This window comes from Hymenobacter sp. (assembly GCF_035709525.1).
GTDB lineage: Bacteria > Bacteroidota > Bacteroidia > Cytophagales > Hymenobacteraceae > Hymenobacter.
This window is the reverse complement of sequence record NZ_DASTEP010000170.1, coordinates 11,693-35,415: the sequence shown is the minus strand read 5'-3', so window position 1 is coordinate 35,415 and position 23,723 is coordinate 11,693. Positions and strand designations below refer to the sequence as shown.

22 protein-coding genes are annotated in these 23,723 nt (G+C 61.8%); 5 read left to right on the top strand and 17 right to left on the bottom strand.

Translation table 11 applies throughout. The features are described 5' to 3' along the window. The first annotated feature begins 59 nt into the window (after positions 1-59). Positions 60-737, top strand: a complete 678-nt coding sequence (locus VFO93_RS14885; RefSeq protein ID WP_325135182.1) for a hypothetical protein — start codon at positions 60-62, stop codon at positions 735-737. A 75-nt stretch (positions 738-812) separates the two neighbouring features. Here the strand turns inward: VFO93_RS14885 and VFO93_RS14880 are convergent, their stop codons facing one another. From VFO93_RS14880 to VFO93_RS14865, 4 genes are all read right to left on the bottom strand, one after another. Next, complete coding sequence (locus tag VFO93_RS14880) at positions 813-1,475, bottom strand: phosphatidylserine decarboxylase family protein (protein ID WP_325135248.1); 663 nt, start codon at positions 1,473-1,475, stop codon at positions 813-815. Positions 1,476-1,778: 303 nt separating this feature from the next. Further along, entirely contained in the window at positions 1,779-3,071 is a 1,293-nt protein-coding gene (locus VFO93_RS14875) for a Glu/Leu/Phe/Val dehydrogenase (RefSeq protein WP_325135181.1), read from the bottom strand. Between the two features lie 339 nt (positions 3,072-3,410). After that, positions 3,411-4,205: a phosphatidate cytidylyltransferase gene (locus VFO93_RS14870; RefSeq protein ID WP_414653594.1), complete on the bottom strand. Its 795-nt coding sequence runs from the start codon at positions 4,203-4,205 to the stop codon at positions 3,411-3,413. A gap of 204 nt (positions 4,206-4,409) precedes the next feature. Next, a complete protein-coding gene (locus VFO93_RS14865) occupies positions 4,410-5,378 on the bottom strand; it encodes a CPBP family intramembrane glutamic endopeptidase (RefSeq protein WP_325135179.1) in 969 nt (322 codons plus the stop codon). Between the two features lie 241 nt (positions 5,379-5,619). On the opposite strand from VFO93_RS14865, the gene dusB reads away from it, so the two are divergent. After that, complete coding sequence (gene dusB / locus VFO93_RS14860) at positions 5,620-6,609, top strand: tRNA dihydrouridine synthase DusB (RefSeq protein WP_325135178.1); 990 nt, start codon at positions 5,620-5,622, stop codon at positions 6,607-6,609. Positions 6,610-6,786: 177 nt separating this feature from the next. Here dusB and VFO93_RS14855 read toward each other — a convergent pair whose 3' ends face one another. After that, complete coding sequence (locus tag VFO93_RS14855) at positions 6,787-7,248, bottom strand: DUF4174 domain-containing protein (RefSeq protein WP_325135177.1); 462 nt, start codon at positions 7,246-7,248, stop codon at positions 6,787-6,789. 81 nt (positions 7,249-7,329) lie between these two features. Between VFO93_RS14855 and VFO93_RS14850 the strand changes: the two genes are divergently transcribed. Continuing rightward, on the top strand, positions 7,330-8,334 hold the full coding sequence (locus tag VFO93_RS14850) for a DMT family transporter (RefSeq protein WP_325135176.1): 1,005 nt from the start codon (positions 7,330-7,332) through the stop codon (positions 8,332-8,334). Positions 8,335-8,434: 100 nt separating this feature from the next. On the opposite strand, the gene VFO93_RS14845 is transcribed toward VFO93_RS14850, so the two are convergent. From VFO93_RS14845 to VFO93_RS14830, 4 genes are all read right to left on the bottom strand, one after another. After that, positions 8,435-8,962, bottom strand: coding sequence for a hypothetical protein (locus VFO93_RS14845; protein WP_325135175.1), 528 nt, complete (start codon positions 8,960-8,962; stop codon positions 8,435-8,437). Positions 8,963-9,084: 122 nt separating this feature from the next. Then, positions 9,085-11,316, bottom strand: a complete 2,232-nt coding sequence (locus tag VFO93_RS14840) for a T9SS type A sorting domain-containing protein (RefSeq protein WP_325135174.1) — start codon at positions 11,314-11,316, stop codon at positions 9,085-9,087. A gap of 619 nt (positions 11,317-11,935) precedes the next feature. After that, complete coding sequence (locus VFO93_RS14835) at positions 11,936-12,136, bottom strand: hypothetical protein (protein ID WP_325135173.1); 201 nt, start codon at positions 12,134-12,136, stop codon at positions 11,936-11,938. Beyond that, complete coding sequence (locus tag VFO93_RS14830) at positions 12,133-12,477, bottom strand: hypothetical protein (protein WP_325135172.1); 345 nt, start codon at positions 12,475-12,477, stop codon at positions 12,133-12,135. The genes VFO93_RS14835 and VFO93_RS14830 overlap by 4 nt, the downstream gene beginning before the upstream one ends. Positions 12,478-12,685: 208 nt before the next feature. Here VFO93_RS14830 and VFO93_RS14825 point away from each other — a divergent pair, with 208 nt between their 5' ends. Both VFO93_RS14825 and VFO93_RS14820 read left to right on the top strand, forming a co-directional pair. Further along, entirely contained in the window at positions 12,686-13,693 is a 1,008-nt protein-coding gene (locus VFO93_RS14825) for an endonuclease/exonuclease/phosphatase family protein (protein WP_325135171.1), read from the top strand. 84 nt (positions 13,694-13,777) lie between these two features. After that, positions 13,778-14,926, top strand: coding sequence for a cysteine desulfurase family protein (locus VFO93_RS14820; protein WP_325135247.1), 1,149 nt, complete (start codon positions 13,778-13,780; stop codon positions 14,924-14,926). Positions 14,927-14,945: 19 nt separating this feature from the next. Here VFO93_RS14820 and VFO93_RS14815 read toward each other — a convergent pair whose 3' ends face one another. The 8 genes from VFO93_RS14815 to VFO93_RS14780 all read right to left on the bottom strand — a co-directional run bounded on the left by VFO93_RS14815 (position 14,946) and on the right by VFO93_RS14780 (position 23,636). Then, a complete protein-coding gene (locus VFO93_RS14815) occupies positions 14,946-16,640 on the bottom strand; it encodes an ATP-binding protein (RefSeq protein WP_325135170.1) in 1,695 nt (564 codons plus the stop codon). A 138-nt stretch (positions 16,641-16,778) separates the two neighbouring features. Then, on the bottom strand, positions 16,779-18,350 hold the full coding sequence (locus VFO93_RS14810) for a DndE family protein (protein ID WP_325135169.1): 1,572 nt from the start codon (positions 18,348-18,350) through the stop codon (positions 16,779-16,781). Between the two features lie 15 nt (positions 18,351-18,365). Continuing rightward, positions 18,366-19,148: a hypothetical protein gene (locus tag VFO93_RS14805; protein ID WP_325135168.1), complete on the bottom strand. Its 783-nt coding sequence runs from the start codon at positions 19,146-19,148 to the stop codon at positions 18,366-18,368. Positions 19,149-19,347: 199 nt separating this feature from the next. Next, positions 19,348-20,349, bottom strand: coding sequence for an HNH endonuclease (locus tag VFO93_RS14800; protein WP_325135167.1), 1,002 nt, complete (start codon positions 20,347-20,349; stop codon positions 19,348-19,350). Positions 20,350-20,358: 9 nt separating this feature from the next. After that, positions 20,359-20,607 carry a hypothetical protein gene (locus VFO93_RS14795; protein WP_325135166.1) on the bottom strand — a complete coding sequence of 83 codons (249 nt, stop codon included), beginning with the start codon at positions 20,605-20,607 and terminating at the stop codon, positions 20,359-20,361. Positions 20,608-20,661: 54 nt separating this feature from the next. Beyond that, on the bottom strand, positions 20,662-21,090 hold the full coding sequence (locus VFO93_RS14790; RefSeq protein WP_325135165.1) for a hypothetical protein: 429 nt from the start codon (positions 21,088-21,090) through the stop codon (positions 20,662-20,664). A gap of 11 nt (positions 21,091-21,101) precedes the next feature. After that, positions 21,102-21,578 (bottom strand): hypothetical protein, encoded by a 477-nt coding sequence (locus VFO93_RS14785; protein WP_325135164.1) that lies wholly within the window; start codon positions 21,576-21,578, stop codon positions 21,102-21,104. Between the two features lie 273 nt (positions 21,579-21,851). Next, positions 21,852-23,636, bottom strand: a complete 1,785-nt coding sequence (locus VFO93_RS14780; protein WP_325135163.1) for an amino acid permease — start codon at positions 23,634-23,636, stop codon at positions 21,852-21,854. Positions 23,637-23,723: the final 87 nt, after the last annotated feature.

The following is a 23,723-nucleotide window of genomic DNA, read 5'->3' as shown; positions in this document are numbered from 1 at the left end:
AATGGCCTCATCGGTACTATTCAGCTGCTCATTGTTCATTACTAATTGCTCATTACTCTATGGAAGACTACGCGGCCAAGATGGCCCTCAAAACCGACGCCGCGCTGCGCGATTACGTGACGGGCCACGCCCAGTACCGCGAGGATGCCGTGCTGGCCGCCCTCGATGAGCTGGCGCGGCGCGGCCAGCCCGCCCCCGAAGACGCCGAGCTGCGCCCCTCGCTCGAAGCCGTGGTGCGCGAGCAGCAGGCTGCCCAGGCCCAGCGCGAGGCCGCTACCCCCGCCGCCGAGCAAGAGGTGCCCGAAGACGAGCAGCCGGTGCTCTACACGCCGGGCGTCATCGTGCTGTTCTCAGTGCTGTTCAATACCATCGCCGGGGCGGTGCTGCTGGCCATCAACATGTACCAGGTCAGGCGCACCAAGGCTATTTGGGGCCTGGCGGCGTTTGTGCTGGCTTATCTGATTGTGGAATCGCTGATAGTGAACGCTATGGTGCGTAGCGGCCCGCTCAATCCGCTGCTGCTGTCGATACTCAACCTGCCGGCTATTCTGGCCTACGTGCTTTGGTTTTGGCCGCGCTACGTGGGCACGTACCAATTCCAGTCGCGAGGCTGGCTGGTGCCATTGCTGGTGTGCCTTATCATTATGGTGGGGCTAGGGCTATTGGCGCGCTACGCCGTGCAGTTTGTGCCCGGTGCCGAGCAAATGCTGAAGCAGTCGATGCCGCAGCCGCAGTAGCGGCTCCTCCCCGAAAGCAAAAGGCCCGACCGCACTGCGCGGCCGGGCCTTTTGGCATAAAAAACAGTACAGGTTCTACCCTTTCAGTTGGCACAGCACGGTTTCGCCGCCCTTTACTTTCTGGCCCAGCTCTACCTTAATCTCAGCATCGAGCGGCACGAAGACATCGACGCGCGAGCCGAATTTGATGAAGCCGAACTCCTCGCCCTGGCTTACTTCGTCGCCTTCGTTCACGTACCACACGATGCGGCGGGCCATGGCCCCGGCTATCTGCCGGAACAGCACGAGCGGGCCGGCGTCGCTTTCGACCACTACCGTGGTGCGCTCGTTGTCGGTGCTGCTTTTGGGGTGCCAGGCCAGCAGGTACTTGCCGGGGTGGTACTTGAAGTAGCGCACGATGCCCGATACGGGGTTGCGGGTAATGTGCACGTTGATGGGCGACATGAACACGCTGATTTGGCGGCGCGGGGCCTCGAAATACTCGTTTTCGTACACTTCCTCAATCACGACCACCTTGCCATCGGCGGGGGCCAACAGCAAGTCTTCGTGGGTGAGCAGGCGCCTGAAGGGCGACCGGAAAAACTGGAGCAGCGTGAGAAACGCAATGACCGAAATACCGGCAAAAATGCGGTTAAACGCCACGTTGGGGCCGTTGTAGCGGCTCAGCAACAGGTTGAGGGCCAGCAGCACCAGCAGCGTCACAAACAGGATGCGGCGGCCTTCTTTATGTATCTTAATCACTGATTAGCGCGGATTTTAAGGGATTTCACGGATTTTGTGGACGATTCCGCTCTGGTTCAGGGAGCTTTTCCCTGAGTTTACCAACGATACTGCCCAGGCCCAACTAACACGCAAATTAACGGCAACGGTTGCCAATGGCTCTCACATAACCAAAACGACACCAGACCCGCGGGCCTGGTGTCGTCCACAAAATCCACGAAATAGGCACCTTATATCGAATAGCGGACCGAAGTTGGCTACTTGGTGTCGTCCACAAAATCCGCGAAATCCTTTTTAAAAATCCGCGCTAATCAGTGATTTTTAGTAGCCGCCGCGGAACTTGTAGGTCTGGGCTACCTTGTCGATGGCCACCACGTAGGCCGCGATGCGCAGCGAGCAGTTGTACTTCTGGCTCACGGCGTACACTTTTTCGAAGGCATCGGTCATAATGCGGTCGGCGCGCTCGGTTACCATATCGAGGCTCCACTTGAAGCCTTGCTTGTTTTGCACCCACTCGAAGTAGCTCACCGTCACGCCGCCCGAGTTGGCCAGGATGTCGGGCACCACCGAAATGCCTTTGCCATAAATGATGGGGTCGGCCGAGGCCGAAGTCGGGCCGTTGGCCCCCTCCACAATCAGCTTGGCCTTGATGTCGGCCGCGTTGTGCTCCGTAATCACGTCCTCCACGGCGGCGGGCACCAGCACGTCCACTTCCGAAGTCAGCAGGTCGCTGGCATCATCCATGAGGCTAGCGCCCTCAAAGCCGTCGAGGCGGCCGTTGTGGGCGTTCTTGTAGGCAATGGCGGCGTCGATATCGATACCGTTCTCGTTCCAGTACGCGCCTGACACGTCAGAAATCGCCTTGATGGTCAGACCTTTGTCAAACATCAGCTTGGCCGTCCACGAGCCCACGTTGCCGAAGCCCTGGATAGCCACTGAGGTTTCTTCCACCTTCATATCCAGCTTGTTCATGGCGGCTAGGCAGCTCACCATTACGCCGCGGCCGGTAGCCTCGGTGCGGCCCAGCGAGCCGCCCATTACCAGCGGCTTGCCCGTGACCACGGCCGAGGAAGTCTGGCCGACGGTCTTCGAGAATTCGTCCATAATCCAGGCCATTTCGCGCGGGCCGGTGCCCATATCGGGGGCCGGAATGTCGCGGTCGGGGCCGAATACGTCCTTCATGGCCACGGTGTAGGCGCGGGTGAGGCGCTCAATCTCGCCGGGACTCATGGTAGTGGGGTCGCAGATGATGCCGCCTTTAGCGCCACCGTAGGGAATGTCGACCACGGCGCACTTCCAGGTCATCCAGGCGGCGAGGGCTTTCACCTCGTCGAGGTTCACGTTTTTGTCGTAGCGAATGCCGCCCTTGCTGGGCCCCAAAATGGTGTTGTGCACCACCCGGTAGCCCTCAAACACGCGCACCTCACCGCTGTCCATCGACACGGGCAGGCTCACGGTAACTTGCTTGTCGGGTGCCTTCAGCACGGCATAGGTAGAGGGGTCGAGCCCCAGGATTTCGGCCGCGACATTGAAGCGCGACATCATGGACTCAAGCGGATTTTCGGTGTGGCCTACCTTGGGGGCGGGCTCTTTGTACACAGTGGTGGCTGCCATCTGAGATAAAAATGGGGTGAGGGTGGGTGGGAAGAGAACGAACTATTAGGCGTGGCTTACGAAAACGTGCCGCAAAGGTACGCTAGCTTCCACGGGGGCCATTTTTGCTGGTTTAGCAAGCAAACCCCTTAAATTCCGTTCATCTAGCGTAGTTTTTTATCATCCAATCTCTCTTTACATCCCTTTTTTAGCGAGTTATTGCTTTTTAGTGAAGCTTTTTAGCGATTCACCCCTTTTTGCACCATACGCCAACGACGCGCGCAGACTATCCCACATTTTACCGCGATTCTGGTAGTTCGCCGAAATATCCAGCCCGCGCCTCCAAATACTACCACGCCCCTACCCCACCAGCACTTGCAGCAGCGCCAGCACCGGCAGCACCAGCAAAAAGGCGTCGAAGCGGTCGAGCAGCCCGCCGTGGCCGGGCAGGAAGGTGCCCGAGTCCTTCACGCCCGCGCTGCGCTTGAGCATCGACTCGGCCAGGTCGCCAAGCGGGCCGAACACGGCCACCACGCCTGCCGCCATCAGCCGGTGGCTCAGCGGAATATCGGGCAGGAAGTAGCCCGCCGCCCAGCCCACGGCCAACGTCAGGAGCGCGCCGCCGGCCCAGCCTTCCCAGGTTTTGCCGGGCGAGATGCTGGGGGCTAGCTTGTGCTTGCCGAGGTTTTTACCGGCGAAGTACGCACCCGTGTCGGCCGCCCAGATGAGAAAGATGAGGAAGAAGATACGTCGGGGCACGTACTCGGTATGCTCAAACGCAATGACGTTAAGCAAAGCCATTGGGAGGCTTACATACAGGAGACCGATGAGCGTAGCCCCAACATTTGCGAATGGCTGCCCATGCTTTGGCCAAAGTATTATCTCACGGAGCATAAGCACTACCAATAGCACAATAGCTCCACCTATCCATACAGGAGTAGAAAGCAATGCGGTCCATGCTGTTAAAAGTGCAGATGGCTGACCTGGTATTGCTTGCGGCAGTGCTGATAAGGGCGGATAAATAGTCCACCCCGTGGGCCAACCAAATTGCTTTGCATAGGCAAAATACCCCTTGACGTAGTGCAATGCACTAAAAATAAGCACCCCAAAAATCCCTCCTGCCCAACTAGCTGGCCGGTAGCCCTCAGCGCGCATTATCCGGTAAAACTCCTTGAGCATCACGGCCTGCACGGCGGCAAAAAACACCCCGAACGAGATAGGCCCGCCGAAGGTGCAGCCGAAGAGCAGGGCCGCCGCGAGCGCGCCCCAAATGGCGCGCAGGCGCAGGTTGCTGGGGCCTTTTTTGGGCTGCGGTTCGGGCGTGGAGTCGAGGGTAGGGTTCAAGGAGCGAAGGAAGGATTAGGGCTGCGGCGGGGCGGCCGGAGCGGCAAGGGTATCGGTAGCCGGGGCGGCGTGGGCCGTCATACGCTGATGCAGCCAATAAAGTAGCCCGATGCTGAGCGCGGCCGACAGCAGCACGGTAGGCCAGGGCAAGGTTTGGTTGGCGTCGGGGTCGAAGGTAGCAGGCAGGTGCCGGCCCTGCGCCAGGTACAGCAAGACGAGTTGAAAGGCATTTTGGGTGAAGTGCGCGGCCATCGACACCAGGATGTTGCCGCTCCACTCGTATAAGTAGCCCAGCACCAGCCCCAGCACAAAGCGCGGCACGAAGCCAAAAAACTGCATGTGCACGGCCGAGAACGTGGCCGCCGTCAGCCAGATGCCCAGGTGCCGCGACCCGAACCAGCGCTGCAAATTGGGCTGCACCACGCCCCGGAATACCAGCTCTTCGGCCACGGCCGGCACTACCGCGATGGCCAGCAAGCCCGCCAGCAGCCGGCCCGGCGAGGTGAAGTTGGTGAGAAACTTGGTGAGCTCGGCGGCCTGGTCTTCGCTGGCACGCGCCCACTGCTCGAAGCCGTGCAGCGCGCCCGGGAAGTGCGCGCCCGCGTTCCAGGCTACTACCGCCGACAGCGCGGGCACTAGGCAGAGTATCAAGAGGCCGGCCGCCAGCGGCCACCAGCCCGCGCCCAGCCGGCGCGGGGCAAAATACCGCCCTACCGGCTGCCGCAGTACCAGCGGCAGCACCAGCGCCCCCGCCCCAATACCAGCCAGCGACAAGCCCTGAAACAGCGTCAGCGCGGCCCAGCCCTGCGCATGCCGGCCGGGATTGGTAGTCAGCGTGCCAAAATCGGTGGCCGACACCCCGAAGAGCACCTGCGCTCCCACCAGCGCCAGAAAGCTCGCCAAACTCACGCCCGCGATGGCCAGCCCCACCAGCAGTAAGAGTTGCAGGAGCGGATGCATGGAGCGGGCGGGCAAACCTTTCATAAGCGCGGAGGTGTTCAAGGGGGTGTAAATTTGCATGATAAATTCTGCCTGTCATGCAGCGCGCAGCGAAGCATCTCGCGTGGCGCAGTAACTTCTGGCGTCTGTCATGCTGAGCGTAGCGAAGCATCTCTATCGCTTCGTTGCTGGCGTTGGGGGTTAGTAGTGAGGTAGAGATGCTTCGACTCCGCTGCGCTCCGCTCAGCATGACAGGTGCTTTTAAACCTAAACTACCCTATCTCCCGTGCCCAACATTCGCAATATCCAACTGCCCGACTTCCCGCTACTACTCGCCCCGATGGAGGACGTGAGCGACCCGCCCTTCCGCGCCGTGTGCAAGGCCAACGGGGCCGACCTCATGTACACCGAGTTTATTTCGAGCGAGGGCCTGATACGGGCGGCGGCCAAAAGCCGGCAGAAGCTCGATGTGTTTGATTATGAGCGCCCCATTGGCATCCAGCTTTTCGGCTCCGACGTGCACACGATGGGCGAGTGCGCCGCCATCAGCACCGAGGCCGGGCCGGATTTGATTGATATAAATTACGGCTGCCCGGTGAAGCAGGTGGCCCTGCGCGGCGCGGGCGCGGCCCTGCTGCGCGACATCCCCAAGATGGTGGCCATGACCGCCGCCGTGGTCAAAAACACGCCCCTGCCCGTGACCGTGAAAACCCGCCTGGGCTGGGACGACGACACCAAAAACGTAGAAGAAGTAGCCGAGCGCCTGCAAGACGTGGGCATCGAAGCCCTCACTGTGCACGGCCGCACCCGCGTGCAGCTCTACAAAGGCGAGGCCGACTGGCGCTTGATTGCCAAAATCAAGGAAAACCCGCGCATCAAAATCCCGATTTTCGGCAACGGCGACATCGACTCGCCCGAAAAGGCGCTCGAATACAAAACCCGCTACGGCGTGGACGGCGTGATGATAGGCCGCGCCGCCATCGGCTACCCCTGGATTTTCCGGGAGGTGAAGCACTACGTGGCCACCGGCCAGAAGCTGGCCCCGCCCACGCTGGAAGAGCGCCTGGCCATGTGCAAGATGCACTTCGACAAAAGCTTGGAGTGGAAGGGCCCCAAAGCCGGCATCTTCGAGATGCGCCGGCACTACGCGCACTACTTCCGCGGCCTGGAAGGTGCGAAGCAGTGGCGCACCCGCCTGGTCGACGCCGATTTTGCCGAGCAGGTGTACGCCATTTTGGAAGAAATCGCGGCCAGCGACGCGGTGCTGGTGGGATAGTTATTTGTTCACGTCCGTCATGCTGAGGGCAGCGTAGCGGAGCCGAAGCATCTCTATCGGTAAACTAACTCTTACGCTTAGGTTAGTCGTGCTAAAGAGATGCCTCGACTCCGCTGCGTCTCTGCTTGATGCGCAGAATGCTCAGCATGACGGATGGGGCGTATCAGCGCAACTACCTTACTTCTTCGCGCCCTTGGCCTCCTGCTTGCGCATGGGCATCTTATCAACCACGCCAAACAGCTCGGCCGGGGCCACGGGCTGTAATTGATTGAGCTTCACGCCGCCGTCCTTGCCGATGAGCGCCACCGCGAAGCCGTTGAGCGGCAGTTTTAGCTCCTGCGTCCAGTACTGGCGGTCGGCGGGCGCGAGCTGGCTATACACCAGCTGCAATACCAGGAAATCGCGCTTTTGGAGCTCGGGGCCAGCCGAGGCGAGCAGCTTCTTCTGCTGCGCCAGCTCGGGCGCGGTGGCGGCGGGCGCGCCCACCAGCAGGATGCGCTTTTGCCAGCGGCTGGCGCGCAGCGTTTGGGCCAGGGTGGGCGCAGCGGCGGCCGGGGCGGGCGGCGTTTTTTGGGCTGCTACGGGGCTGGCCGGCAGCAGCAGGGCGGCCCCGAGCGCGAAGTTTTTCCAGAAAGTCATCAAAGCTGGCGAATGCGGATGGACGGCGAAGGTAGTGCCAGCCGCCCGGCGGGCCGGGGCCGACCGCCGTAATTTTGCCGGATGCCCGACCGCCCCGTTTCCTCCTTTGCTACCCCACCGCCCGCTAGCCTCCCGGCCGCCATGCCCCCGGCCGTGGCCGCCGCGCCCGAGGTAGTAGCCGCGCCGCCGGCCCCGGTACCACCGCTGGCCTGGGGGCTGCTGGTGGTGCTGTCGCTCATCTGGGGCACGTCGTTTATCTTGATGAAGAAGGGCTTGGTCGTGTTTTCGGCCATGGAGCTGGGCGCTACCCGCGTGGCCGTGGCGGCGGCGCTGCTGCTGCCCTTTGCACTGCGCGAAATCGGGCGCGTCGAGCGCAGCCACCTCAAGTGGCTGGCGCTCAGCGGCACGGTGGGCACACTCATTCCGGCCTTCTTATTTGCGTATGCCGAAACCAAGCTGGCCTCGGGGCTGGCGGGCGTGCTCAATGCCCTCACGGCGGTGTTTGTGCTGCTGGTGGGCGCGCTGCTGTTTGGGCAGCGCCTCACGGGGCTGCGGGTGCTGGGCATCGTGCTGGGCCTGCTGGGCACGGTGGTGCTGATGCTGCTGGGCGGCAGCGGCGGCGAGGCAGCCACCCCGGCCGGCGGCGCGGGCAATGCCTGGTACGGCCTCTACATCGTGGCGGCCACGGTGGGCTACGGCCTCAGCGTCAACGTTATCAAGCACCGGCTGCATACGCTCACGCCGGTGGCCGTTACGTCGCTGCTGCTGCTCATCATTGGCGGGCCGGCGCTGGCGTATTTGCTGCTGGGCACGGGCTTCGTACACAAGCTGGCCACGGTGCCGGGCGCGTGGCCAGCCTTCGGCTACATCGCGCTGCTGGCCACCTTGAGCACGGCCGTGGCCACGGTGCTGTTTAATATGCTCATTCAGCGCTCTACGGCGCTGTTTGCGGCATCCAGCACCTACCTCATCCCGATAGTGGCGCTGGGCTGGGGCGCGCTCGATGGCGAGGCCTTCAACCTGTGGCACGCGCTGGGCATGGCCGTTATTCTGGCCGGCGTGGCGGTTATCCACCGGGCGAAGTAACGTAAGCTTTAGCTTGCGAGCGAGCGCAGCGAGCAATTGCGTTTACTGGCGTCCGGCTACGCAGTTGCTCGCTGCGCTCGCTCGCAAGCTAAAGCTTACGCTACATCTGAAAGGGCCACGGCTGCCGCGTTTGCCTGGCCATATAAGCCAGGATGCGTGCCAGCTCGGCCGCGTCGGCCACGGCGTAGTCGTGCCAGCCGACTTGCCAGAACGGCGCCTCGGGCGGCAGCTTGGGGCGCACGAGGCGGCGGCAGGCGGCCTCGGTGCGCTGGTGCAGCAGGTCGATGGCCGGGGCAAACGACAGGCGGCTACTCGCCGGCAAATGCAGCACGAGGTGCGCGTGATTGGGCAAGATGGCGAAGCCGTGCACCACGAAGCCGGTTTCCTCCAGCATTATGATTTCGCCAGCCAGCACGTCGGCCATTTTTTCGCTTTCAAAATACCGCTGGCCGATGGGCATGCGGTCGAGCACGGCATCGAACTTGGCGAAAAAGCTTTTCCGGGCGCGGCGGTGGTCGAGGCCGGCCGCGTGGGCGGCGGCAAGGTCGGCCTTGAGCTCGCGGGCGGTGGCGGCTGGCACGGTGCCGTGCAGCCGGAAGGTGATGAGCGCAGTTTCGCCGGGAGCCATGCGGATGAGCGGATTATAACGGGTGCAAAATATAGCGCGCAGTTTATTTGTGCCTGCCAGGCCCAGCAAAAAAGGCAACCCGCCAGCGGGTTGCCTTTTTTACTCAGCTTACTAAGTACCTCCTACTGCTTCAGCAAGCGCAGGGTAGTAGTGCCAGCCGGGCCGAGCAGCTGCACCAGGTACACGCCGGCGGGCTGCGCGCGCAGGTCGAGCGGCAGGCTGGCCGGGCCGGCGGGCAGCTGCTCATTCAGCGTCAATACGCTTTGGCCCAGCATATTTACCACGGTGCCGCGCAGCGTGGCGCTAGCCGGGATGTTAGTGAGCAGTGCAAACTGGCCGGCGCTGGGGTTGGGCACGGCCGTGATGGTGGCGGCTACCCCGGCCAGCTCGCCGGCCTCTACGGTGGCCACCGGCGCGAAGCTAGCCGTGCCATCGGTATCGACCTGCCGCAGGCGGTAGTAGGCCGCGCCGGCCACCGGGCGCGCATCCACGAAGCGGTAGGTGTGCGCGGCCACGCTGGTGCCAGCGCCGGCCACCGTGCCCAGGGCCTCGAAGCTGGCCCCATCGAGGCTGCGCTCGACCACGAAGTGGCTGCTGCGCAGCTCGCTGGCCGTAGCCCAGGCGCAAGCCACGGTAGCGCCCACGCGCCGGGCCTCAAACGACACCAGCACAACTGGCAGCGGGGTGGGCTGGCTGGAGGTGATAGCAAACGGCGAAAACTTGCTGACGCCCTGGCGCTTCACGCCGCGCCGGCCGTTGTTGCTGGCCTGCGGGGCGCTGCCTTCCGATGTGGCATCCCACTTGTTGGTGCTAGAGTCGTAGTGGTCGAGAAAGCTGGTGGCGGCCACAAAGCGGCTGCCTTCGCGGCTGGCGGCCCAGTCCATGCCCAGAGTGGCCGACACGGGCGTGCTGGTTTCGTGGCTGATGTGCCAGGTAGCGTTCACGTTGCCCGCGTAGGTGCTGGGGTTCGAGCCCGCGCCGGTAGCCGAGTAGGTGTTGTACACGCCGCTCACCAGGCGCACCCGGTACATTTCATCTTTGTCGTTGCCCTTCGAATTGACGCCCGCCGTTATCGACACGGGTAGGTAGTCGGCCGCCGCCGCCGACAGCGCCACCGGAAACAGCACCGCCGTGCTACTGCTGCCCGCCCCGATTACCGTGGCCCGGTACTCGCCCGCGCCGTTCGTTATGACCTGGCCGCCGCTGGTGCGCGTGAGGGTAGCGTTGCGCAGCAGCGTCAGGTCATTGTCGTTGAGTTGCGCGGCCTGGGGCGTGCTGGTGCTGGTGCTGCTCAGGGTCAGGGCTTCGGCCACGGTTACGTCGCCGGTCAGGCTTTTCAGGCCGAGGCCACTGAGCGCGAGCTTGGCGTAGGTGGCGGGCAGCACGGACTGCGTGGTGCCGGTGGCATTGCCCACGTAATGCACGGTGCTGGTGGCGGCCAGGGTGCCCAGCGCGAGGCCGGCGGGGGTTTCGGCCAAACTCAGGGTCGAGTTTTTGGCTACGTCGACGGAAGCCGCGAGCTGGTCGCCGGGAGCCAGGTAGAGCGTGGCCGGCGCGGCATCGGTGCCCACCACCACCCGCGAGCCAGCGCCCGCCACAACCCAGCCGCCGCTCAGGCGCGAGGCAGTATTGGTGCCCTGCACGTAGTAGGTCACGTTGGGGGCCGCAAAGTCAATATCCGACCCCGGCGCGCTGCTGCCGTCGGGCGTCAGGCTCCAGGTGCCGCCGGCTACCTTGTTGCCGAGCTGCCCCGTGGCTTTGGAATACAAGATATTGGTTTCGGGGTAGATAACGATGTCATCCATGCTGATGCCGTTGCCGTTGGTGGCCGAGTTAAAGGCATACGCAAAGCGAATGACGATTTCCTGCCCGGCCCCCAGGTTCACGCCGTTGAGGCGGTGCTGCGCCGTGCGGCGGTAGGTGGCCGAGTTGCCGTTCACCTTGCCCAGAATGCCGCCCGTGGCCGGGGCCTGCAAGTCGAGCGCCGGGGCGGCCGTCCAGCCGTTGGTGCCGGTCGCCTGCACGATGTCGTTGTTGTTGAAGGTCGAGGTCGTGCCGTTGTACACCCGGTATGCCGCCCGGAAGTAGGCCTCGCTCGCCAGCGACGAGTTGTACCACTGCTCGATGGCGTAGCGCACGTCGAGGTTACGAATGAGCGTAGTGGTCGTGTTTTTGAGCCGCACCGAGATGTAGCCCACGCCGCTGTTGCCGCTGAGGCCGCCCGCGATGCCGCCCAGCGCCCGGTCGGTGGCCCCGCTGCTGCCAAAGTTGTAGGCTGCGCTGGAGCTCGCCGAGCCATCGTTGGGCACTAGCGTGGGCACCGGCGCAAAGTAGCCGCCGTAGTTGTATCCCACAATAATACCAGGAATTGAAGCATTCGTACCATTGCTACTGAATAGTACATTTCCTTGGCCCATGCTGTCAAAATCCTGCTTGTAAGCCCCCATGTTGGCGCTTGTGAACTGGTACTGTGCTTGCGCCACACTACCGCATAGCAGTAGCAGGACTACAAGCAAATGCTTGTAATTTGGGTACATAAAAAGGTAACGGAAGAAAGGAGAGTGATGTAATTGCTGCTAATTATCCAATAGTTGCATAATTATCAGCTCACAAAACTATCCAGCCTCTTTTACTCACAACTAATTTTCTAAGAAAGATGCAATAACAAATTTTAGCTTCCCTCGTCAGAATCAGCGCAAAATCATTTATTCTCAACCATTTACGATTTATCTATCTGACTATTAGATAAGTGCAATGGAATGTGCTCACTACCCGATAAAACTGCCTTTCACCGCCTGGCCAAATTCTTTCGGCAAGCTCTTTTCAGGTAAGTATCGACTAGGCAAGCATCTACCATGTCTACAGAAGAGTTATAGCGAGTTTGCTCTCGTGCCTAACGATGGGTAGCGTGTAGGGCTTTACCCGGTGGCCAGCGCCTCGCCGGCCTGTCACCCCAGCTTTCGCCGTCCGCCGCTACCGCCGCAGTTGCCACCGCTGCACTACCCGCACCCCGACGAGCAGCGCCAGCAGCCCCGGCAGCAGCAAAAGCAGCACCCAGGTATTGGCCTCCTCATAAGAGGTGTGGGTACGGTTGGCGAGGTTCACCATAAAATCGCAGCAAAACCAGTAAGCGAAGTGAACCAGGCGGGCCAGCAGGTGAAGCAGGGCACTCATGCGCGGTTTTTGAGCTGCCGCAGGCGGGTTGCATCGCGCAGGGCACCATAGGTTAGCCACAGCAGCAGGCCGGGCACGAGCCCCAGGTAGAACGCCACGTTGACAGTCGCGTAGCGCGCCCGGCCGCCCAGCAGCAGCCCGCGCACAGTGGCCGCGTACAGCGGCCGCAGTTGAAAGTAGGCCGGGCTGTTGGCGCGGGTGGCGTGGCGGCAGCCGTGCAGGGCGCAGTAGCGGGTGCAGCGGGCGGGCACATAGGCGCGGGTGGGCGGGTGCGGGGCCGTAGCGTTGACCCACAGACCAAAAAGCATGGGCAGTGCCGCGAGGCAGAGCAGCAAAAGCATACGAGGTACCATCGGGCAGCGGTGTTTTGCACGCTATACGGCGGCCAGCGCGGCAAGGCGTTCGTCTAGGCTGCGTGCTGGTATGGTAAAGGACCACGCTTTTGCTATAGCCCGTAGGTAGTGTCACGGCGTTGCCTCACGCCCGCAGCCGCCAGGGGCGCGGGGCTGGCCGGCAACGCGGCAGCCGACTGGGCCGTTTGCCCCGCACATGAACCACTTGTTGAGCTTTTTGCGCTACCTGCTGGTAGCATTAGGTGCGCTGGCGCTGCTGATTACGCTGCTTTCGGGGCTGCCTACGGCCGTGTGGTGGGTGCAGGCGCTGGGCTTTCCACGGCTGCAAGTGCTGGCGGTGCTGGTGCTGGCCCTGGCGGGGCTGCTGTGGCTGGGGTGGCCGCGGCACCCGCGCCTGCTGCGGCTGGGGCTACTGGCGCTGGCGGCAGCGCTGCTGGCGCAGGCCAGCTACCTGTGGCCCTACCTGCCCCTTATGCCCAAGGCCGTGGCCGATGCTACGCCAACCCAGGCGCAGGACTCGGCCAGCCGCGTGCGTATTCTCGTTATCAATGTATTAATAAAGAACCGGCAGGATGCCCGCCTGCGCCGGCTGGTGCAGGCCACCAACCCCGACGTGGTGCTGGCCCTGGAGCCCGACGACTGGTGGGCGCGGGCGCTGCGCCCGCTGCACGCCGCCTACCCCTACCGCATCGAGCTGCCCCGCGCCAACGCCTACGGCCTCATCCTGTACTCGCGCCTGCCGCTGCTGCACCCCCAAACCCAGGACCTGGAGCAGCCCGGCGTGCCGTCCGTGCTCACGGGGATGCGGCTGGCTGATGGGCGCACGTTCACGTTTTTCGGCATTCACCCCACGCCCCCCATCCCCGACAACTACCCCGATGGGGTGGGTTTGCGCAACATCGTGCTCAATAAGGTGGCGCGCATCCTGCGCCGCACGCCCGGGCCCACGCTGGTGGCCGGCGACTTCAATGACGTGTCGTGGTCGAAAACTACCCATCAGCTCGTGGCCGAGGGGCCGATGCGCGACGTGAGCGTGGGACGGGGGCTTTTTACCACCTTCGATGCCCGCGTGCCGCTCATGCGCTGGCCACTCGACCACTTTTTTGTGTCGCCGCAGTTTCGGGTGGTGTCGCTCACGCGCGCGCCCGACGTGGGCTCCGACCACTTTGGGCTGCTGGCCGAGCTGGCGCTGAACAAGGAGTAGCCTTATTGATGTACATTCAACGCACACCAGCTGCTTCGGCCCTGTTCTGTATGGCCGGTACCTTTGCCGCTCAAGTACGCCGCCATGATTTACCTCGATAACAACGCCACTACCCGCCTCGACCCGCGGGTACTGGATGCCATGCTTCCCTTCTTCACCGAAGACTACGCCAACGCGGCCAGCACGCACCCCTTCGGCCTGCGAGCGCACGAGGCCGTGAAGCTGGCGCGGCAGCAGGTTTCGCAGTTGCTGGGCTGCGACCCCACCGAGTTGGTTTTTACTTCCGGTGCTACCGAGGCCATCAACTTAGCCATGAAGGGCGTGGCCGACAGCTACGCCAGTCGGGGCCGCCACATCATCACGGTGCAAACCGAGCACACCGCCGTGCTCGACGTGTGCCGCTACCTCGAAACCCAGGGCTACGAAGTAACCTATCTGCCCGTGCAGCCCGATGGCCTGCTTGACCTGGCCGCCGTGCAGGTCGCCATCCGGTCCGATACCATTCTGGTGTCGGCAATGGCGGTCAACAATGAAACCGGCGTCATCCAGCCTATTCAGGAAATTGCCGAGCTGGCCCATGCGGCCGGGGCGCTGTTTATGACCGATGCCACCCAGGCCGTAGGAAAGCTACCCATCGATGTGGAAGCGCTGGGCATCGACCTGCTCACTTTTTCGGGCCACAAGCTCTACGGCCCCAAAGGCGTGGGCGGCCTCTACGTGCGCCAGCGCCGGCCGCGCCGGGTGCGGTTAGCGGCCCTGCTGCACGGCGGCGGCCACGAGCGAGGCTGGCGCTCGGGCACCCTCAACGTGCCTGGCATTGTGGGCCTCGGCCACGCCGCCGAGCTGTGCCGCCAGAGTATGGCCGCCGAGGCCGCCCGCCTCGGCGCGCTGCGCGACGAACTGGAAGCCAACCTACTCGCCATCCCCGGCACCCGCGTGAATGGCAACCGTGCCCACCGCCTCTACAATACTACCAACCTTCAATTTGAGGTCTGCGACTCCGACGCCCTCATCATGGGCCTCGACGGCATCGCCGTGTCCAATGGCTCGGCCTGCACCGCCGCTTCGCTCGACCCCTCGCACGTGCTACTGGCAATGGGGCTGGATGAAACGGCCGCCTTTTCGTGCCTGCGCTTTAGCCTGGGGCGGTTTACGGACGTGGCCGAGCTACCCGTGGTGCAGCAGGCCGTGGCCGAGGTAGTGCAGAAGCTGCGGGCGTTTGCGGCGGTGTAGGCGCTGAAAGTAGTGAAGCTTATTCTTCTGCCAACGTGTAATACGACCAGCGTCGGTTAGACACTAGGCGTAACTGCGCTTGCTGTATCATTCGCTGCAAAAGGCTCTTAGCATCCGCATCGCTTATCTGGCACAAATCGCACACCTGCATACGGGTAATTTGCCCGTGCGAACGCACGTACTGCAAGACCATATGCTCCTGCTGAATGGGCTCGAAGCCACGCACCCGTGTGTAGGCAGCAGGCTGCCCTAGTGCCCGGTAGGTAGCCGCCGAAAACTGATATTCACGGCGCGCACGTGTACCGCGCGATTCCAGAATACCTTGCTCGACCAGGCGTTCCAGCAGGGCGCGGGCCGTTTCATCCGAGCGCTGCATCAGCCGGGCAGCCACGGGTACCGACAAGCAGCGCTCATGCTCCAAGGCGTTGATGACGAGCATTTCATCTACCGTCACGGGCCGGCGCAGCTGGTCGTGCTCCACTATCCACTGAGCCAGTTCCAAGTTGGCTTCCCCACCGTGTAGTAGCACATGCACCCCTTGCTGGGTGGTGCGCGAGTAGTCGGGCGCGGGGCGGCCGTAACGAAGCTGCCCTTCATAAATCGTATCGACCCCGCGGTCCGTTCGCTCTACCAGCCCCAGGCGCTTGAAGGCATCCGCCAGAATAGGATTGCGCGGCCGGGGCGGTGTCACCAGCAGGTTTTCAATAGTAATACCTTCTACGAAGCCCCCTGGGTTACTGATTTCCAATTGGTTTTCGCGCCATTGCACATGCACCGCGCCCAGGCTGCCGTAATCCCGGTGCACCAGCGCATTATGCAACGCCTCCCGAAACCCCGCCGGACTATAGTCGGGAATACCCATCCTGACAGCTCCCAGGTCAACTTCCTGCTCTTGGTTGCGCGCCACAAACCGGCTTTGCAGGTCTTCTACGGCCCGCAGCAAGGGTACCCGCATAAAGTCGTTCACCTGCACCTGCGTACCGGCCAGCACTTGAAAACTCACTTCGTGTGTGGGCACCAGTTGGCGCAGTGCGGCCTCCCGGCCCAGCAACAAGAGCCCTGCCAGCCGGATGCGCTCTACCCGCGTTGTACCTTCTCCCAGGCCTAAGGCCGTAAATAAGTCTTCGTCAGATAGTTCCAGCAGTGCCGCGTCTGCCCGGCCCCGGTTGCGATTGATGGTTTGCCGCAGGCGCTCAAATTCCAATGGGTCCAAGTCTTCCCAGCGCGCTTCGGGCAACACTTGAGCCGACGGGTCGAATAATCCCCGCCCGGCGGCGCGGGCCTGCATTTCGTGGTAATGAAAGGGCACGCACGCCGGGCGGTTGTCGCCGCCCCAGGCCCGGCGCTTGGCCACGCCGCTGCGGGTGGCCGTTATTGGCAGTCCTTCTGGCACTTCGATGGCGACTACCGTCAGCCCATCCAGTTCCAGCATCTGGCACCTGGTAGGGCAACTAGGCACCGTGTTATTGGCCAAAAAAGCTTCCAGCTGGCGCGGGGTAGCCGGTGCCCCGCTGGCCCCGCGGGGCCGCGCCCCCGTTATGCGCCCGTCGTCCTCTACGCCTAGCAGCAGCCATCCTCCCCGGCCATTGGCCAGGCATACTACTGTTTCCAGCAAATCCTGGTCTGGCAGCTTTTGGCGCTCTTCCCCTTTGAATTCTACCGTAAACTGTTCCCCTTCGGCAATGAGTGCCCGCAGGGATTCCTCTGTAAGCATAAACATCTGTTGAGTTTCACCGCTAAAGATAGTAGCGCCCCAACCTCCACATGCCCGGCCATAGGCTATGGCATTTTTCCATAGGCTATGGAAAAATGCCATAGCCTATGGAAAAATGCGTCATTCAACATGACCGCTTTATTTCCAATACTGTTCGACCTCAAACAACTCGCCCCGCCTAAATTCTTTTACATTCGCCACGGCCTGGCCCTTCTGAATCTTGCCCATGCTGCTGCCCAGCAGGCGGGCTTCGGCTTCGTTGAAGCCCAGAAACTTGGCCATTGCCTTCGTGTTCATGCGGTCTTTTATTTCCAGCAGCACGGTGTTTTCGCAGAGGCTCGAAAAGTCGAAAGTGGGCTGGTTGAACTCCTCGATGCCCTGCGATAGCAGCACCACGGCCACGCCTTTCGAGCGGATTTCGCGCAGCATGCGCTCCAGCAGCTCCTGCGACTTTTTGTCTTTGAACAGCACGTGGGCCTCGTCTATCAGCAGCACGTAGCGCATGGCTTGCAGCCCATTGGTGATGGGCGCGTTTTCCATGTTCATAAACGTGTTGTAGATGTAGTAGATGGTGAGGAAGGTGGCCGTGAATCGGATGGTTTTGTCGAGGTCGCCGGAAAGACTGAAATAGTAATTCTGGTTGAGGAAAGTATTTTTCGCGTCGGTCTTGCCACTGAACAGCTCGTACTCGCTCAGGCTCTTCATGATTTCGGTGAGCGTGTCCGGCTTGCCGCCGGTGGCCTCAAACAGGCAGTCGCTCACGTCGCGCATCGACGGGTATTTGCCGCCCTTCTGGCGGGCAAAGGCTTCCCGCGTGGCATCCTTGAGCAGCTGGGTTTGGGTGGCCCCCATGCGCGGGGCGTAGGTCGTGATGATATCCACGAACTTGCTGATGCCCATGAGCCGGCTCTTCTCGTTCACGTTGTCGATGAACATGAGCGGGTTGAGCGGAAACGGCTTCTGGGGGGCGTTGATGAACGTGGTATTGGTGCGGTCGAAAAACGGCTGCATACCCTTCACGTCGTCGTTTTTGAGGCCCTTGAAGTCGAGGTACAGGAAGTTGAGGCTACCCCCGGCGTTTTCGGCAAACTGCCGCAGCAGGTCCAGCGCAAACTGCGTTTTGCCGGTGCCCGAGCTGCCGGCCACGGCCAGGTGGGCGTTGTTGCGCGCGGCGGTATCGTTCAGCACCAGCCTGATGGGCGTGCGGGCCTCATCGAGGGTGAGGCCCAGCAGCACGGCGAGCGGCCCGGCAAAATGGGCCTTGCTGGGGGTGGGGTTCTTGTCGTTGATAATGGCCCCCACCGTCACGTCTTCCAGGGCTTCGGAGCCGCGCTCGATATGCTCAATCAAGAAGTCGAGGCCCGAGTAGCTGCGGTTGTCGGCAAAGAGCTTGTGCAGCCGCTCCAGGCCGTCGTCCATGTGCATTTTGAGGTAGCGCGGCAGGTCGGCGTTGGTCTTGTGGATGCCATAGTGCTGGCACACCAAGGCCGCGTAGTAGCTGCGGTTGGCCCCAAACAGATTGTCTTCCTTATACTCCTTGCCCTTGCTGTCGCGCAGGTCGCGCAGGTCGAGATGCACGCCACGCGAAATGGAAAACGCTATGGCGATGCGCGAAATAACGTTTTCGTACTGCCCCTGCGGAAACATCCGCTTGGTTAATTCTGAAACTACGGCCTTGTTGGCCTCCGAAGTTCTTAGGTTGAGTAGCACGGCGCTTGAATCGGCTTAGGCAGAATGATAGAGGGCCGCGTAGCGGGTAAACAACTGGTCGGGCACTACTTCCTCGAAGCCCGACTGGTCGGCGTCCTGGTTCACGATGAGGTAGGAGCGGGCCACGCGGGGACGTAGCATCTCGTATTCGCGCTGCGTCAGCTCCTTGTTGATGAGCGGAAACAGGATGACCTGGTGGGCAATGCTGGGGTAGAAATGCTTGACGATGTTTTCGGCGTGCTGGTCGTCGAACTTCTGCATGGGCGAGTCGATGAAAACCGGAAAGTCAAACTCCGACTCTTCTACCAGCCCATACAGCAGCGCGGTAGCGTACAGCTGCTGCTCGCCTTTCGAAAGGCCCTCTTTCAGAATAACCTCATCGCGCTTGTTGAACAGCTCAATCTCAATCAGGTCGCCCATGATGCGGACTTCCACCCGCTTGATGAAGTTCTTCTTGTGCATCAGCATCTTGAGGCCCTTCTTAATCTGCTCTTCCAACGACTTCTTCTTGCGCTGCTTGTAGAGCACGATGTACTCTTTCAGGCGCTGGGCCAGCACTTCGGTAAGGGCATCCTTTTCCTGGTCCTGCTCCGTCGATTTCAGCTTTTTCTTGAGGTCTTCGAGCTGCTTGGTTTTCTGCACGATGCCTAGCTGGTGCTGGCCGTTGCTGTGCTCCAGGCCCCCGACCTGCTCCGTGAGGCGCTCCGTGTGGTCGTCCAGCTCGCGCTTGCGCTGCCGGTCAGCCTTCACCACGGCATCTTCGGCCAGCGACTCGGCATCGGCAATCTGCCGCTTCACCGTGGCCAGCTCGTTGCGTAGCTGGTTGTACTCGAAGTGTAAGCGCTTGAACTGCTCCCAAAAGGAGTGGCGCAGGTTATCGACCAGCGCCTGGAGCTGCGCCTGTTCCGATTCGGTCAGGTCGTGCAGCAGCCGGAAATCGGCCGGAAACTCGGACGCATCCGGTGCCCGTCGTTTCCCCGTGGCTATATGCTACATGCTACCTCTGAAATACCTGCGCCCGGTGCCACGCAAACGCCTCCAATGAGGGCAAATGGTGGCTTGGCAGCGTCAGCGCAACGCCGGCTAGCTGCCGCAGGTTGAACGGGCTGGCGGCATTTTCGATGAACGCGCCCGACAGCACTACCCGGTAGTTGTCGTCCACCGTCAGCAAGCCCCGGTCAAAGGCGCGGTGCAGGTTGGGGCACAGCGCGATGCCATTGGTGAGGGTATTATCGAAGCCCAGGGCGAAGGGCTTGATGTGGCAGGCATCTACCAGCGTCACGTTGGACGTGGCCGACACGCGCAGGCCGGATATACAGCAGGTTTCCTGATAAAGCCGGATGACTTCGCGCCGGAATACGGTACCCCGGTTATACACCTCAATTTCGTATTTCTCCGGGTCCTGCTTAGTTCTGGCGGTTTTTGCGGCGGCTTGCAGCCCTTCAATTACGGCCTTGTACTCGGCCTGGCTTTCATTGACAACCTCGTTTTCCAACCCCTGCACGTAGCCGGCGCTGTCGTCGTCGATGCGCGGCGCGACCTGGCCGGGAAAGTAGGTCGCCAGCAACTCCTGGCGCAGCGCCTGTCGGCTCTCCGGCTGCATCAGCAGCGCCGCCAGGCCGGCATCTATTTCCGCGCAAGCCACAGCGGCCGACAGGTTGGCAAACGTCCGCATCGACCCCGCGTTTTGCAGCCATACTTCGCAGCCCGGCACCGGCCGCAAGCGCCACCAGTTACCCTTCTCATTGGCCAGATGGTAGAACGGCAGCGCAAACCGCTTTTCGTGCCCACTCGTCACCAGCACGTTCCAGTAGGTGGCAAACGTGCGGGTTAATTCCGGCGTGATAAAAACTTGATTACCAATGACGCGCCCAGCCGCGAACTCATGCAGCACGCTCAGCAGCAGAACGGGCTTGTGCGGGGCCGCGCCTTTGCTTTTGTCACGCTTCAGATGATTGAAAGCGTAGCGGTAGTAATCCAGAATTTTGGAGCTGTCCATCGGGCTAAGTTAGGCAGCCTCCTTCTCCCGCAGGTAGTTATCCAGCACTTGTTCAATATCGTCGTACAGACCCCGCTTGCGCCTCAGCAACGATTTAGTTTTGACGACTTTCACTGCTTGCTGAATCAAGTTGAAATGGTCAGGATTATCCTGGCACACCTCACGTAGCAGGCTTTCCTCCTCCCGAATTTTAGCGGTGCGCTTATCCAAGCCCAAATCCAGGTGGGTGTTGAAAATGGCATTGTAAATCTCGGCCACCTCAAACCCGAAAATTTCATTCCGATACCACGGCACTTGCACCGCTACCAGTTCCTAGTGGGTGATAAAGGTCATGGTTTCATCGTATTCCTGGCGAATATCGAATTGGGCCTGCAATAAACGGCGCAAAATCTCGGCCCGCACCTGGGGCAGGTACGGCCCCCAGGCATCTTCGCGCACCACACCGCTACGCAGCCGCTTCTGGCGGTAGGTTTCGGGGTTGTCGCGGGCTTCTATCAGGAAGTCACGCAGGTCGGAGAGCGGCTCCATCCAGCTTTCGCCATTCTGGATGAGGCCGTCCATCGACTTGTCTTTCACCACCACCGTGCACACCCAGCAGCCAAAGCGGCTTTTGCCGCAGGAGGGCGTTTCGTCGTCAATCACTAGCGGGCAGTCGGCCTCGGTGCTGGCGTTGCGGTACAGCGTTATCAGCTCCTTGTGGGTGCCGCCCCAGGGCGGGGGCACCTGGCTCAGGACTGCCACAGCTCGTTGGTTTATAGGTTCTTGATGGGCGCGTACACGTAGGCATTGGGCAGCACGTGCTTGCGCAGCCGCTGCCCATGCACGGCGTGCTTGGCCATCGAGCGCGCGCGGCGCGAGCTTTCGGCCGAGCGCGTGCCCAGCAGGATAATCACCTCGCCCGCATCGCTGATTTTGGTGCGGATGAACTGCGTGGCCGGGTTTATTTTGAGGCGCTCGGTACACCACCGGAAGGTGTTCGACGGGGCCGGGTAGCCCTTGCCCAGCAGGTTGGTCCAGAACGTATCTTCGAGCCGGGGCGTGGTGCGATGCACGTGAAACGGCATACTCTGCGCGGTCGCCGCTGCCTCAATTCGATACAGCGTGTCCTCGATGAAGCGCACGATGCGCGGGTTTTCCACCATCGTATCGTTGCAGACCACGTGGACCGGCCGCCACCGCAGCTGCTCGGGCAGCTTCTGCACGGCTTTCCACACCAGCTGCAAAAGCATGGTGGAGTCTTTGCCGCCGCTAAAGCCTACTATCCAGGGCCGGGCGTTGTCCTCAGCCTAGTACTGGTCTTGTATTTCGGCTTCGATAAAAGGAAGAAAGAGTGCCATTAGACGAAAATAAGCCAGCGGCCAGCCAGCGGGCGACGCCCCAAAGCTGGCATAGGTATTAAGCATTGGCTAACAGTCGGAAAGCAAGAATGGCTTAGGCCGCCGTTTTTCGGCGCTGGCTTCGCCCCACCTTCTCCCCACTCTCACCCCACCTTCGCCCTACCCTCACCCCAGTTTCAACCCACCCTTGTTCAGCCGCGAGTGCTTGTAGCCATACCCAAAATAGATGCCCAGCCCCAGCACCAGCCAGCCCGAGAACATGGCCCAGTTGCGGATGCCGAGCTGCGTCATCAGGTAGAGGTTAATGATGAGGCCCAGCACCGGCAGCAGCGACAGCTGCTTGCGGAACGTGACCACGGCCAGCGCCACGGTAGCCAGCAGGAAGGTGAGGTAGGGAATCTGGTGCGCGAAGCCGCCCGTGATTTTGCCCTCGGCATCTTCGACCAGCCAGCCGTGCTGCCCGCTGATGTCGAGCCAAAACTCGTGGTTGGCGGGGCCGTTGTACTGGTAGAGCGCGCCCGCGCCGAGGGCCAGTAGCAGCAGCATCAGCCAGCGGCCGTTGATGTAGGGCACCGTGAAGCGGGCGTTGGACTTACCCTTGGGGTCGATGATGAGGATGCCACCGCAGACGAGTGCGAAGGCGAACAGCGTGCCGATGCTGGTGAGGTCGACTACCATGTCCATATTCACAAACAAGGCCGGCACGCCCACGAACACGCCCGTGATAATGGTGCTGAACGAGGGCGTGTGAAACTTGGGATGCACCTTCGAAAACAGCCCCGGCAGCAGCCCGTCGCGGCTCATGGTGAGCCAGATGCGCGGCTGCCCCAGCTGAAACACCAGCAGCACCGAGGCCATCGCAAAGACGGCGCTCACGGCTACCAGCTTGGAAAACCAGGTGAGGCCCACCCGCGCAAACACGAAAGAGAGCGGGTCGCCCACGCCCAGTTCTTTGTAGCTCACCATGCCCGTGAGCACCAGCGTAATAAGCACGTAGAGCACCGTGCAGATGATGAGCGCCCACATCATAGCGCGGGGCAGGTCGCGCTGCGGGTTTTTGCACTCCTCGGCGGTGGTCGAAATGGCATCGAAGCCGATGTAGGCGAAGAACACGGCCGACACGCTCTTGAGCACGCCGCCCAAGCCGTTGGGCGCGAAGGGGTGCCAGTTTTCGGGCTCCACGTAGAAAACACCAACTACGATGACGATGGCCACTACCGCCAACTTCAACGCTACCAAGAAGTTAGAGGCATTTTTGCTTTCCTTGATGCCCACGTACACCAGCGCCGTGATGGCCACGGTGATGAGGAAGGCCGGCAGGTCGATTACCAGCCGCAGACCGTCGGCCAGCTCGGGGGCTTTGGTCCAGGCGTAGTAGGCGTCGAGCTGCGCGGGCGTGGCGGCGCTCAGGGGCTTGCCGCTTTGCATGAGGGCCAGCACGGCCTCGTAGCCGCTGTGGGCGCTTTGGGTGCCCATCGTGAGCCAGGCCGGGATGTGCAGCCCGATGCCATCGAGCAGGCCGGTGAAGTAGTCGCTCCACGAAATGGCCACCACGATGTTGCCCACCGCGTATTCCATTATCAACGCCCAGCCGATAATCCAGGCCGCGAGCTCGCCAAACGAGGTGTAGGCGTAGGTGTAAGCCGAGCCGCTGACCGGAATGGTAGCCGCAAACTGCGCGTAGCACAAGGCCGAAAACGCGCAGGCCACGGCCGTAAACACGAACAGCAGCGACACGGCCGGCCCGCCATTGAGGCTGGCCTGCCCGATGGTCGAGAAGATGCCCGCCCCGATAATGGCCGCGATGCCCAGCCCCGTGAGGTCGCGCACGGTGAGGTGGCGGGCCAGGCCGCCGCCCCCGCCGCCGTGGCCTTCGGCATCGGCGGGCGGGTTGGCCAGGATAGATTCAATGGTTTTGCGGCGGAAGAGCGAGGTATTGGAGGGGGGCATCTGGCCAGGAAAAAATTGGAGCGGCAAAATAGCAAACGGCCAAGTTACGGCGGGGCCGTGTGCAATCGGGCGCGGGTCGGCATCAGG